Source organism: Jatrophihabitans cynanchi, assembly GCF_027247405.1.
In the GTDB taxonomy this organism is placed as follows: Bacteria; Actinomycetota; Actinomycetes; order Mycobacteriales; family Jatrophihabitantaceae; genus Jatrophihabitans_B; species Jatrophihabitans_B cynanchi.
In genome coordinates this window covers 3699950-3712491 of sequence record NZ_CP097463.1, presented here as the reverse complement: position 1 = coordinate 3712491, position 12542 = coordinate 3699950, and the positions used below count along the sequence as shown (strand labels likewise).

Annotated in this window: 13 protein-coding genes; 1 reads left to right on the top strand and 12 read right to left on the bottom strand. The window is 71.6% G+C overall.

All coding sequences use genetic code 11. From position 1 onward, the window contains the following. Positions 1 to 50: 50 nt before the first annotated feature. From M6B22_RS18040 to hrcA, 10 genes are all read right to left on the bottom strand, one after another. Positions 51 to 1427: an HNH endonuclease signature motif containing protein gene (locus tag M6B22_RS18040; RefSeq protein ID WP_269442962.1), complete on the bottom strand. Its 1377-nt coding sequence runs from the start codon at positions 1425 to 1427 to the stop codon at positions 51 to 53. A 460-nt stretch (positions 1428 to 1887) separates the two neighbouring features. Then, on the bottom strand, positions 1888 to 2193 hold the full coding sequence (locus M6B22_RS18035; protein WP_269442961.1) for a hypothetical protein: 306 nt from the start codon (positions 2191 to 2193) through the stop codon (positions 1888 to 1890). After that, positions 2180 to 3493 carry a hemolysin family protein gene (locus tag M6B22_RS18030; protein ID WP_269442960.1) on the bottom strand — a complete coding sequence of 438 codons (1314 nt, stop codon included), beginning with the start codon at positions 3491 to 3493 and terminating at the stop codon, positions 2180 to 2182. The genes M6B22_RS18035 and M6B22_RS18030 overlap by 14 nt, the downstream gene beginning before the upstream one ends. Before the next feature lie 4 nt (positions 3494 to 3497). Next, the gene (gene ybeY, locus M6B22_RS18025; protein ID WP_269442959.1) at positions 3498 to 4049 is read right to left on the bottom strand and encodes an rRNA maturation RNase YbeY; all 552 of its coding nucleotides are present in this window, start codon (positions 4047 to 4049) and stop codon (positions 3498 to 3500) included. Further along, positions 4046 to 5065 (bottom strand): PhoH family protein, encoded by a 1020-nt coding sequence (locus M6B22_RS18020; RefSeq protein WP_269442958.1) that lies wholly within the window; start codon positions 5063 to 5065, stop codon positions 4046 to 4048. Before M6B22_RS18020 ends, ybeY begins: the two co-directional genes overlap by 4 nt. Positions 5066 to 5153: 88 nt before the next feature. Then, a complete protein-coding gene (locus M6B22_RS18015) occupies positions 5154 to 5501 on the bottom strand; it encodes an HIT domain-containing protein (RefSeq protein ID WP_407935543.1) in 348 nt (115 codons plus the stop codon). Position 5502: 1 nt separating this feature from the next. Beyond that, positions 5503 to 6513 carry an NAD-dependent epimerase/dehydratase family protein gene (locus tag M6B22_RS18010; protein WP_269442956.1) on the bottom strand — a complete coding sequence of 337 codons (1011 nt, stop codon included), beginning with the start codon at positions 6511 to 6513 and terminating at the stop codon, positions 5503 to 5505. Between the two features lie 59 nt (positions 6514 to 6572). Then, positions 6573 to 7304 (bottom strand): 16S rRNA (uracil(1498)-N(3))-methyltransferase, encoded by a 732-nt coding sequence (locus M6B22_RS18005; RefSeq protein WP_269442955.1) that lies wholly within the window; start codon positions 7302 to 7304, stop codon positions 6573 to 6575. Positions 7305 to 7307: 3 nt separating this feature from the next. Next, the gene (dnaJ, locus tag M6B22_RS18000) at positions 7308 to 8438 is read right to left on the bottom strand and encodes a molecular chaperone DnaJ (RefSeq protein ID WP_407935736.1); all 1131 of its coding nucleotides are present in this window, start codon (positions 8436 to 8438) and stop codon (positions 7308 to 7310) included. Between the two features lie 77 nt (positions 8439 to 8515). After that, positions 8516 to 9535, bottom strand: a complete 1020-nt coding sequence (hrcA, locus tag M6B22_RS17995; RefSeq protein WP_269442953.1) for a heat-inducible transcriptional repressor HrcA — start codon at positions 9533 to 9535, stop codon at positions 8516 to 8518. Between the two features lie 137 nt (positions 9536 to 9672). On the opposite strand from hrcA, the gene M6B22_RS17990 reads away from it, so the two are divergent. Continuing rightward, complete coding sequence (locus M6B22_RS17990; RefSeq protein WP_269442952.1) at positions 9673 to 9984, top strand: type II toxin-antitoxin system VapB family antitoxin; 312 nt, start codon at positions 9673 to 9675, stop codon at positions 9982 to 9984. Between the two features lie 85 nt (positions 9985 to 10069). Here M6B22_RS17990 and hemW read toward each other — a convergent pair whose 3' ends face one another. Together hemW and M6B22_RS17980 are read right to left on the bottom strand one after the other, a co-directional pair. After that, positions 10070 to 11290: a radical SAM family heme chaperone HemW gene (gene hemW, locus M6B22_RS17985; RefSeq protein WP_269442951.1), complete on the bottom strand. Its 1221-nt coding sequence runs from the start codon at positions 11288 to 11290 to the stop codon at positions 10070 to 10072. Continuing rightward, a complete protein-coding gene (locus M6B22_RS17980) occupies positions 11265 to 12542 on the bottom strand; it encodes an MFS transporter (RefSeq protein WP_269442950.1) in 1278 nt (425 codons plus the stop codon). Before M6B22_RS17980 ends, hemW begins: the two co-directional genes overlap by 26 nt.

Sequence of the window (12542 nt, the reverse complement as noted above, 5' to 3'; positions counted from 1 at the left end):
CTCGGGATTCCCAGCTTGGCATCCGATGACACGACTTGGCGCCGCTTGCCCTATGTCTTCAGGGGAAAGCTCGGTCGTGGGTCGTGTGCGGTGTTGCGGATGGGGGTTTGGTTGCCTGTCCAGGCGGGTGGGACCCAGTGCGGGACCCCCTTCAACATCGTGCACACCCAGCCGAGGCGTTCGAACGTGCGGTGGTGGTAGGTGCAGAGTAGGCAGCCGTTGTCGATGTGGGTGGGTCCGCCGTCGGCCCAGGGCACGATGTGGTGGACTTGGCAGTGTTGTGGGGGTGCGTCGCAGCCGGGGAATGAGCAGCCTTTGTCTCGGATGATCAGGGCGTGGCGTTGTTGGCGGGTGAAGATGCGGCAGGGGGTGCCGAGGGCTTCGATGCGCCGGTGTTGGTTGATCCAGACGGGTTGTACGAGGGTGTCCCCGCCGCCGGCCCACTCGCGCGCCGTTTTCGCGTGCACGATGGTGCCGTGTCCGGTGGTGGCGGTGCCGGTGCCGGTGAGGAACGCCTCGCGGGTCATGCTGAGTAGCAGGGTGCTGGAGATGCCGCCGCAGTCGGGCAGCAGTTCGGCGCGGGCGGTGAGTTTGAGCGCCTCCAGGAGCGCGTCGTGGCGCCGTTGCGGCGCAGTCCTGGGGTCCTTCGCCGCCGCGTCCGTGGCGCCGCCGGCGGTGCTGTCGGTAGTGGCGCCGCCGGTGGTGGCGCCGGTGGTGGCAGGCTTGGGTTTGGCGAGCGTGTCGAAGATGGTTCTGATCCATTCGGTCAACTCGACGGTGCAGTTGCCGCTCAACCGGCCGGACCCGTCGGGGCGGATGGCCAGGTTGACCTCGCGTTGGCGTTGCCGCTGGGCTTCTTGGGTGAGCAGCCCGTCCGGGTCCAGCAGCGCGGACACGTGCCGGGTCAGGGTGCGTAGTTGGTCCAGGTCCAGCTCGCCGGCCTGCTTCGTGAGGGTGTGTTCGAGGTCCCGGTCGACCTCGGCCCGTACCGCGTCGGGGAGCTGTTCGATGGTGTGCACGATCAGCTTCGCGGCCGGTTCGGACACCTGACCGGCGGCTTGCGCCGCGGCCAGGACCGGGTAGAGGGGTTCGAGGGGTTCGCCGAGCAGGGTGCGGCGCGGTCCGAGTGCTTCGGCCGCGACGACGCGGGCTTTGGCCTCGCCGATGCCGACCCGCAGCACGCTGCGCGCCAGTGTCGTCATCGAACGCTCGCCGAGGGTGTGCGGGACGTTGCGGGTCTGCAACTGGGCGATGAGGGCGTGATCGATCGGGGCGAGGGTGCGGCGCCGGTGTTCCAGTTCGCGCCACAGGGCCAGGACTTCGCTGTCGCTGTGAGAGTCCAGCACCAGGGTGTTCAGCCGCTGCAACACGGTGTCCAGTTCGGCCAGCACGGTGCCGGCTTCCGGGTTGACGTCACTGCCGAACATGCTAGCGATAATAGCAGGTGTCACCGACAGATTTCACCCGAAACACGCCGTTACTGGAGATTCCTCGGCGAATTTTCGGGCGATCGGAACATGCGCATCGGGACTCGACCACGACAGACGCAAACCCAGCAGCCCAGCGCAAGGGGCGACCCGGCAGCGCGAGCCAGGCGCGAGAGCAACCGTCACCGTCGGTGCGCCTTTCACCACGCACGAAGCGCGACCCAGCAGCGCGAGCCAGGCACGAGAGCAACCGCCACCATCGTCGCGCTGCCCACCACGTCCGGAACGCGACTCGGCAGGGCGAGCCGACCCGGAGGCGAACTGCCACCGTCGGTGCGCCTTTCACCAAGGACGAAACGCGACCCCGGCAGCGCGAGCCGCGCGATCAAGGCCGTCGGTGCGCCCCTTCACTACCGGCGGAGGCAACCCGGCGGCGCTAGCCGACCCGGCGCGAACCCGCTCAGCCCGCGATGGTGAACACGAGCGCATCGGGCGCGACATCTCGCACCGCCGCAGCACCCGCCTCGTCGGTCGCGTCGTCGCCGAACACCACCGCCGCCTCCAGCCCGAGTGCACCGGAGGACACCGCCATCGCGACAGCCACCTGCAGTGCGCTCAACCGCAACGACGGCAACGTCACGGTGGCGGCCACGTAGGTGCGCCCGTCGGTGTCGCGCACGGCCGCCCCCTGCTCGACCCGGGTGCGCGCCCGGGCCGAACGCGCGAGCGTCAGCAGCTTCGCGTCCTCTGGATCAAGCTCGCTCATGCGCGTCCTCGCTGGTCTCGGCGCCGGCCTCCGGTTCGGCCAAGCGTCGCACGAGCACGGTGTCGATCCGGTTGCGGCGTCCACCTGCGTTCTCGGCGATCAACTCCAGGCCGTACGCGCGGGTGTGCGCGCCAGGAATCGGGACCCGCCCGAGCGACTCGGCCAGCAACCCGCCCACGGTCTCGACGTCGTCGCGATCGGGCACGGTGACGTCGAACAGCTCGGCCAGGTCCTCGACGGCGAGGCGCGCGCTGACCCGGGCGGTGTCGTCGTCGATGCGCTCGATCGGCGGCCGCTCGTCGTCGTACTCGTCGGTGATCTCGCCGACGATCTCCTCCAGGATGTCCTCGATCGTGACCAGCCCGGCCGTCCCGCCGTACTCGTCGATGACGATGGCGATGTGGGTGCGCGCCGCCTGCATCTCGCGCAGCAGCTCGTCGACCGGCTTGGACTCCGGGACGTAGCTGGCTACCCGCATCACCTCCTCGACGCGCGTGGTGCGGGCCCGCTCGGCGTCCTGAGCGCGCCGCGCGAGGTCCTTGAGGTAGGCGACGCCGAGTACGTCGTCGGCGCTCTCGCCGGTGACCGGCAGCCGGGAGAACCCGCTGCGAAGCGCGAGGGCGAGCGCCTGCGGCACGGTCTTGGTGTGCTCGATCCAGACGACGTCGGTGCGCGGCACCATCACCTCACGCGCGATCGTGTCGCCCAGCGCGAACACCGACTGGATCATCTCCCGCTCACCGTGCTCGACCACGCCGCGCTGCTCGGCCATGTCGACGAGCTCGCGCAGTTCGATCTCGGACGAGAACGGGCCGTCACGAAAGCCACGTCCGGGTGTGATCGCGTTGCCGAACAGGGTGAGCAGCGAGGCGAGCGGGCCGAACACGCGGCCCAGCGCCTTGACCGACCCGGCCCCGGCGAGCGCCACCGCGTAGGGGTGCTGACGGCCGAGCGTGCGCGGCCCGACCCCGATCACTGCGTACGAGATGACCACCATGATCGCGATCGTGATCATCGGGACGGGCCAGCGGGCGCCGAACTGCGAGCGGGCGACGATCGCCGCGAGCACGGTCGCGGTCAGCTCGCAGACGACGCGCAGCAGCAGCAGCAAGTTGGTGTACCGGGCCCGGTCGCCCATGATCACGCTGAGCGCCTTGGCGCCCCTGTGCTCCTCGCGCAGGTACTCCTCGACCCGCGCGACCGAGATCCGCGCCAGGGCCGAGTCGACGCAGGCGAGCAGGCCGCCGATGGGCACCAGGCAGATCGCGACCACGAGCGCGATGATGTCGGCGCTGTTCATGAAACTAGCGCCCGCGCCCCGCGGTATCGCGGACCTCGCCGCCGGTGCCGGGCAGCGGTGCGCGGATCGGTCCGCGGCCGGAGCGCTTCGCCCACTCGCCGACGAGTTCGGCCTGCAGCTCGAACATCTCGCGTTCCTCGTCCGGGTCGCCGTGGTCGTAGCCGAGCAGGTGCAAGACGCCGTGTGTGCACAGCAGGTGCAGTTCGGCCTCGACCGAGTGGCCTGCCGACGCGGCCTGGTCGGCGGCGACGGCCGGGCACAGGACGACGTCGCCGAGCATCGCCTCCGCGGCCGGCTCGTCGGTGCCCGGCGGCGCGGTCGGGTCGAGCCGCGCGTCCGGGCTGTCGGCGCCGTCCATCGGGAAGGCCATCACATCGGTCGGGCCGGGCAGGTCCATCCACTGCACGTGCAGCGCGGCCATCGCCTCGGTGTCCAGCAGGACGATCGAGAGTTCGGCGGCCGGGTTGATGCCCATCCGCTCCAGGACGAACCGGCCGAGCGTGACCAGCGCCGCCTCGTCGACGTCGGCGCCCGACTCGTTGTTGACCTCGATCATCTGCGGCCGGGCTTCGCGCGCTGCTGCTCTGCCGTGGCCGAGCGCGCGTCGTAACGCTCGTAGGCGTCGACGATGTTGCCGACGAGCCGGTGCCGGACCACGTCGCTGGCGCTCAGGTAGGAGAAGTGGATGTCCTCGATGTCACCGAGGATGTCGCGCACCACGCGCAGCCCACTGCGGGTGTCGCCGGGCAGGTCGACCTGCGTGATGTCGCCCGTCACCACCATCCGCGAGTCGAAACCCAGCCGGGTGAGGAACATCTTCATCTGTTCGGCCGTGGTGTTCTGCGCCTCGTCCAGAATGATGAACGCGTCCGAGAGGGTGCGCCCGCGCATGTAGGCGAGCGGGGCGATCTCGATGGTGCCCGCCTGCATCAGCCGCGGGATCGAGTCCGGGTCGAGCATGTCGTGCAGCGCGTCGAACAGCGGCCGCAGGTAGGGGTCGATCTTCTCGAACAGCGTGCCGGGCAGGAAGCCGAGCCGCTCGCCGGCCTCGACCGCCGGCCGGGTCAGGATGATCCGGCTGACCTGCTTGGCCTGCAGCGCCTGCACCGCCTTGGCCACGGCCAGGTACGTCTTGCCGGTGCCGGCGGGCCCGATGCCGAAGACGACGGTGTGCTGGTCGATCGCGTCGACGTACCGCTTCTGGTTCAGCGTCTTGGGCCGGATGTTCTTTCCGCGCCGCGACAGGATGGACAGGCTGAGCACCTCGGCGGGCCGCTCACCGGTGCCGGCGCCGAGAATGCCGACGGCGCGGCTGACGGCGTCGGGGGTGAGGTTCTGCCCGGCGCGGATCAGTTCGAGAAGTTCTTCGATGAGCCGGACCGCGACGGCGTTGTCCGCGGGTGCGCCGGTGATCGTGATCTCGTTGCCGCGAACGTGGATGTCGCTGGCGAGGCTGCCCTCGATCACCTGCAGCAACTCATCGCGCGTACCGAGCAGGGCGACCATCGCCTGCTCGCCCGGGACGACGACTACCGTCGAGACACGATCCGGACTAGGGGTGGGATCGGACAAGTTGCGCTCTCTGCTCGGTGATCAGGTACTCGCCCACTGTACCGGCGTCCGCGCGGGCCAAGCCGGTTTTTACCCGAGACAGCCGCGCTCAGCCCGGCGGCCAGGAGAACTCGCGCCCGGCCAGCACGTGCGCGTGTACGTGGAAGACGGTCTGCTGGGCGCCCGCGCCGGTGTTGAACACGGTGCGGAAATCGGCCAGTCCGAGGTGCTCGGCGGTTGCCCGGATGCCTGCGGTGAGCGCGGCGGACGTGTGTGGATCGGTGCCCAGTTCGGCGAGGTCGGGCACGTGTTTGCGGGGTACCACCAGCACGTGGGTGGGGGCCTGCGGGTTGAGATCGTCGAACGCCACTACGTCCGCGTTCTGGTACACCGTGGTGGCCGGTACCTCGCCGGCGACGATCGAGCAGAACAGACAGTCCTTCGCCATACCTGCCAACCTAGTCGCGCCGGCGCCGGCGGCCGTGCAGCAGCGGCCCGGGGTGCGAGTCGCGACGACCCATCGCGTCGATGAACTCGCCCAGCACCGTGCGCGCGTCGTGCCGCGGCGTCCAGCCGATCGACTCGATCCGCCCGGTGTCCAGGAACGGCGCGTGCACGGCCATGTCCAGCCACCCGGGCTCGGTCGGTTGCAGCCTGGCGCGCCAGGTCGCCGCGGCCGCGGCGCACAGGGCGGACGGCGGCACCGGCGGGCCGACCCCGCCGAAGACCTCGCGCCAGGTATCCCGGTCGATGATCGGCTGCGCCGCGACGTTGAACGCGCCGCCGGCGCGCTGGGTGAGGATCAGCTCGAGGGCCCGGGCGACGTCGTCGGCGTGGACGACCTGGAACGCGAGCGCGGCGGGCAGCGGTGCGAACCGCAGCACCCCGCGGCGGATGAGCAGGCGCGGCACCAGCGGGCCGGCGAAGTACTGCGCCACATCACTGGCCGCGGCGTCCTGGAAGATCAGCGCGGGCCGCACCCGCGCTACCGTCACCTGGTCCTCGGCACGCGCGACGATCACCTCGGCGGCCGCCTTGTCCACGCTGTAGCTCGAGGTCTCGATGCCGGTGACCGGCCAACTCTCGTCGACCGTGCGTCCCGGGCCGGGCGCATAGCTGCCGACGGAGGACTGGTGCACCAGGTGCCCCACCCCGGCCGCCCGCACGGCAGCCACGACCGCGGCGGTCCCGTTCTGGTTGGTACGTCTGCGCCGGTCGCGGTCGTGCGACGGTGAGATCGCCCAGGCCAGGTGCACCACGGCGTCCGCACCGGCGAAAGCGTCGCGCAGCGCGGGTATCGCGTCCTTCGCGCCGACGTCGACGCAGACCCATTCTGCCGCGTCGTAGGGAGGAACATCCGGCGGCCGGCGCCGGCTCACGCCGACGACGTGGTGCCGGCCGGACCCGGCCAGGCAGCGCAGCAACGCGGTACCGACGTTGCCCGATCCCCCGGTGACGACGATGCGCATGCCCGCCCCCTACCCCGTGCACCCGTGCGGCAAACGCGCGGCGTCCCGGCTCTGCGGGATCAGGTCCAGCGGCCCAGCCGGACCGACAGCGCGGCCAGCGCGGCCACGCCGGCGGTCGAGGTGCGCAGCACCGGACTGCCCAGCCGCACGGCCCGCGCGCCGACCGAGGCGAACGCGGCCAGCTCCTCCTCGGTGATGCCGCCCTCGGGGCCCACCACCAGCACGAACTCGTCCACGTCGGGCAGGGCACACGTGGCCAGCGGCTCGTCCGCCGACTCGTGCAACACGAGGGCGGACGTCTCGGCCAGCAGCGCGACGACCTCGGCGGTGGACATCAGCGGGGCGAGCTTCGGCACGTGCGGTCGCCGGCTCTGCTTGGCCGCCTCGCGCGCGGTCCGCCGCCACTTGTCCAGCGACTTCGCCGAGCGAGCGCCCACCCACTGCGTCACGCACCGGGACGCCTGCCACGGAACGACCGCATCGACGCCGAGTTCGGTCATCGTCGCCACCGCCAACTCGCCGCGATCGCCCTTGGGCAGCGCCTGCACCACGGTCAGCCGCGGCCGCGGTACCGGCACCGTGCTGCGGGACCCCACTCGCAGCACCACACCGTCCGGCCGCACCTCGCGCACCACGCACTCCAGGAGCGCGCCGCGCCCGTCGGACAGGTTCAATGCCTCCCCCGCCCGGACCCGCAGCACCTGGCCGGCGTGCCGTCCCTCGTCACCGGTCAGCAGCACGACGTCGACCAAGGGGACGTAGTCGAGGAAGAACAGCGGCGGGGTGCTCACGCCCTACCGGCCGAAGGCGTCGCGCACCTTGCCGAACAGGCCCGAGCTCTTCGTGATCGCGGTGACGTCCTCGTCGCGCAGTGCCGCCAGTTCGCGCAGCAGCCGCTCCTGCTCCTCGTCGAGCCGGGTCGGGGTACGCACCTCGATGTGCACGTGCAGGTCCCCCCGCGCGGACGAGCGCAGCCGCGGCACGCCGCGCCCGCGCAGGGTCAGCTGGGCGCCGCTCTGCGTCCCGGGCCGAAGCTCGAGCTTCTCCTCGCCGTCCAGGGTGTTCAGCACCAGGTCGGTGCCCAGCGCCGCCGCGGTCATCGGCACCGCGACCGTGCAGTGCAGGTCGGAGCCCTCGCGGACGAACATCTCGTGCGGCTGCTCGGACACCTCGACGTACAGGTCGCCCGCCGGTCCGCCGCCCGGGCCGACCTCGCCCTGGCCGGACAGCCGGATCCGCATGCCGTCCTCGATGCCGGCCGGCACGTCCACGGTGATCGTGCGCCGGGCGCGCACCCGGCCCTCGCCGGCACAGGTCGGGCAGGGCGTCGGGATCTGCTCGCCGGTACCCGCGCAGGCCGAGCAGGCCCGGGTGGTCAGTACCTGGCCGAGGAAGGAGCGCTGCACCGACTGGATCTCGCCGGACCCGCCACAGGTGACGCAGGTACGCGGCGACGTCCCCGGTGCGCACCCGGAACCGGTGCAGGTCGAACAGACCACGGCAGTCTCGACCTGAAGTTCACGTCGTACCCCGAACGCGGCTTCCGGGAGGGTGAGCGACAGCTGCAACAGGGCGTCGGCGCCGGCCCGGACCCGGCTGCGCCGGCCGCGGCCGCCGCCCATCCCGCTGCCGCCGAAGAACGCCTCGAACACGTCCCCGAACCCGCCGAAACCGGCGAACGGGTTGCCCGCGGTGCCTGCCCCGCCCTGGGACAGCGGGTCGCCGCCGAGGTCGACGATGCGCCGCTTCTCCGGGTCCGAGAGCACCTCGTACGCCGTGGTCACCGCCTTGAACCTGTCCTCGGCGTGCTCGTCCGGGTTCACGTCCGGGTGCAGTTCGCGCGCCAGCTTGCGGTATGCGCGCTTGATCTCCTCGGGCGTCGCGTCCTTACGCACGCCGAGCAGGTCGTAGTAGTCGCGCGGGATGTCAGCCACGTACCGTCCTCGAAGTCCCTCTGGCACTCACGCTCATCGAGTGCCAGACCAGTGTACGGAGCGGGCACTCACCGTTCGGCGAGCAGTTCGCCGACGTACCGGGCGACAGCCGCGACCCGTGCCATGGTGTGCGCGTAGTCCATCCGCCGCGGACCGAGCACGCCGACCGCACCGAGCGAGGCGCCGCGCATGCCGTAGCCGCTGGTCACCACCGACGTGCCGGTGAGCGCCTCGTGCTGGTTCTCGTTCCCGATCCGGACGACAACGCTGCTGGTCGCTACGGACTGGTCCAGCAGCCGCAGCAGCACGACCTGCTCCTCGAGCGCCTCGAGCACCGGTCGGATCGCCGGGAAGTCGAGCGCGTGCTCGGTCAGGTTCGCGGTGCCGCCGAGCACGATCCGGTCGCTGTGCTGCTCGACCAGGGTCTCCAGCAGCACCGAGGTCAGCGTGGCCAGCAGACCGCGCAGTTCCGGGGCCACGTCGCCGGGAAGTTCGCTGATGATCATCGGCGCGTCGGCGAGCGCGTGATCGCGCAGCCGCGAGTTGAGCGTGCCGCGCAGCTCGGCGACCGACTCGGCGGACACCGGACCGGGCAGTTCGACGACGCGCTGCTCGACCCGTCCGGTGTCGGTGATCAGCACCAGCATCAGCCGCGAGGACGTCAGCGGCACCAGCTCCAGGTGGCGTACCTGCGACCGGGACAGCGACGGGTACTGCACCACGGCGACGTTGCGGGTGAGCTGGGCCAGCGTGCGCACCGCGCGGTGCAGCACGTCGTCCAGGTCGACGGCGTCGTCTAGGAACGCCTGGATCGCGCGGCGCTCGGCCGGTGAGAGCGGCTTGAGATCGGTGAGCTGATCGACGAACAGCCGGTAGCCGGCATCGGTGGGGATGCGGCCCGCGCTGGTGTGCGGCTGCGCGATCAGCCCCTCCTCCTCCAGCACCGCCATGTCGTTGCGGATCGTCGCGGGCGAGACGCCGAGGTTGTGCCGATCGGCCAGGGCCTTGCTGCCCACCGGCTCGTTCGTCGAGATGAAGTCGGCGACGATCGCGCGCAGCACCTCGAGCTTGCGGTCCTCCGGGGTCATCGTGGCGTCACCTCCTCATCGCCTATCCTGGCTTCCAGCTTAGGGCGAGCCTGGTGAGCACCGCGGGTGGTCCCGGGCGCGCCGCCGCGGCGGCTAGGGTCGGTAGCAGCAGGCGAGGTAAGTCCGGGAGCGCGTGCGTGATCTTCAAGGCGGTGGCCGAGGGACGTCCGTACCCCGACCACGAACTGTCCGCGCGGGACTGGGCCTCGGTGCCACCGCGCACCGTGCGCCTCAGCGAGCTGACCACCACCAAGCGTGAGCTGGCGCTGGACCACCTGCTCGACGACGACTCGACCTTCTACGGCGACCTGTTCCCGCACGCCGTACAGTGGCGCGGCGAGCTGTACCTGGAGGACGGCCTGCACCGGGCCCTGCGCGCGGCGCTGCAGAACCGGCAGACGCTGCACGTGCGCGTCCTCGACCTCGACGCGCTGCGTCCACCGACCTGATCCGAGCCGCGCGGTCAGCCGGGAGCACCGCCGAGCCGGCCGACCTCTGGCGCGCAGGCCGGGAACGGGCGGGCCCGCCGCCGGATCAGGCGAGCAGTTCGCGGACCACGGCGTCGGCAAGCAGGCGCCCGCGCTGGGTGAGCACGAGGCGCCCCTGTTCGAGGGCGGGATGCTCGACCAGCCCCCAACCGGCCAGCTGCGGCGCGACGGCGGCACGTTCGGGCGGCAGCTCGGCCAGAGCCAGGCCGTCCCGCATCCGCACGGCGAGCATCACCCGCTCGGTCAGCCGGGCTTGCGCGTCGAGCGTCTCGCGGCCGGCGGCCGGGCTCGCTCCGGACTCCAACAGCACCGCGTAGCGGGCCGGATGCTTGACGTTCCACCAGCGCACGCCGCTCACGTGGCTGTGTGCACCCGGCCCGAGTCCCCACCAGTTCGCGTCGCTCCAGTACAGCTCGTTGTGCCGGCACCGGGCGGCGTCCGAGCGCGCCCAGTTGGACACCTCGTACCAGTCGAACCCGGCGGCGTGCAGCGTCTCGTCGGCCATCACGTACCGGTCGGCGAGGACGTCGTCGTCAGGCGCCGGCAGCACCCCCTGCGCGACCTGACGCGCCAGGGCGGTCCCCTCCTCGACGACCAGGGCGTACGCGCTGACGTGATCGGGGCCGGCCGCGATGACGGCATCCAGCGAGGTCTGCCAGTCCGCGTCCGTCTCGTACGGCGCCCCGTAGATCAGGTCCAGGTTGACGTGCTCGAATCCAGCCGCACGGGCTTCGGCGACCGCCTCCTGCGGGCGTCCCGGGCGGTGCTTGCGGTCGAGCACCTCCAGCACGCGGGGCACCGCGGACTGCATTCCCAGCGAGACCCGGGTGAAGCCGGCCTCGCGCAGCTTGGCGAAGTAGCCCGGGGTGACGGTCTCCGGGTTCGCCTCGGTGCTGATCTCGGCGTCGGCGGCCAGCCCGAACGTCTCGCGGATCTCGGTGATGATCAGGCCCAGGTGCTCGGCCGGCAGCAGCGTGGGCGTCCCGCCGCCGAAGAAGACGGTGGACGCGATCGGGGTGCGCCCGTCCAGCACCGTGCCGGCCAGCCGGACCTCGGCGAGGACGGTGTCCGCGTAGCTGCCGCGGCTCACGCCCGAGCCGAGTTCGGCCGCCGTGTAGGTGTTGAAGTCGCAGTAGCCGCAGCGGGTCTGGCAGAACGGGATGTGCACGTACACGCCGAACGGCCGCTGCGCCGCGTCGGCGAGCACCGCGGCAGGCAGGCGTCCGTCGGCCGGTGCGGGATCACCGTGCGGCAGGGCTGAGGGCACGCTCTACAGTCTGCCCCGCCGGCAGATCACGCATCCGCCGCAGTGGCGAGGTGGCCAGCACCACGCCGGACAGCACGTTCCCGGCGAGCAGCACCCACACCGCCTCCCGGATGCCCAGCCAGGACGCGAGCGCACCGCCGGTCAGCGCGCCGAGCGGCAGGGCACCGAACAGCACGAAGCGCATCGAGGCCACCACCCGGCCGAGCAGGTGCGGCGGGCAGTACGCCTGCCGGAAGGCGCTGATCGTGACGTTGTAGATGAGGATCCCGATGTAGATCACGACGTTGCCGACCACGAAGAACACCAGCCCGGCGCCACGCGTGGTCAGCGGGATGAGCAGCCCGAACGGCGTCGTCAGCAAGGTGCCGAGCCAGACCGCGCGCGAGGTCCCGATCCAGCGACCCACCGGCCGGGCGAGCAGCGCGCCCGCGACCGCCCCGAGGCTCACACCACCCATCAGCACCCCGACCGATGCGGGCGCGAGGTGCACGCTGCGGACCAGGAACAGCACGACGATGCCGCTGAAACCGGTGAAGAAGAAGTTCGCGAGCGCGGGCGCGATCGTCATCACGCGCAGCAGCGGATCGCCGCGTACGAACCGGGCTCCCTCGGCGATCTCGCGGCGCAGGTCGCGTTCCACCGGTTCGCCGGCCGGCTCCCGCTCGCCGATCGCGAACAGGGCGGCCGCCGACACGGCGTAGCTGGCGGCGTCGGCGATCAGCGCGAACGGGGCGCGGAACAGCTGCACGAGCAGGCCACCGAGCCCGGCGCCACCGACCTGGGCCACCGTCTGGCTGCCCTGCAGCTTCGCGTTGCCCTCGGCCAGTTCTGTCGTCCGGATCAAGGTCGGCAGGTAGGCCTGGTACGCGACCTGGAAGATCACGGTGGCGACGCCGGTCGCCGCGGCCGCAAGGTACAGCTGCGGCAGGTGCAGCGCGTCGAACGCGGCTGCGACCGGAATGCTGCCGATCGCCAACGTCCGTACCAGGTCGCACCACAGCATCAGCGGGCGGCGTCGAGACCGGTCGACCCAGACGCCGGCGGGCAGCCCGATCAGCAGCCACGGCACCCACTCGATCGCGGCGAGCGCGGCGACCTCGAAGGCGGAGGCGTCCAGGTAGACGACCGCGACCAGCGGGAGCACGACCCCGCTGATGGCCGTGCCGAGATCGCTGACCGACTGTCCGGCCCACAGCAGCCGGAAGTCGCGGTGCCGCCACAGCCCTCCCCGCGGCCGCTGGTCAACGGACAC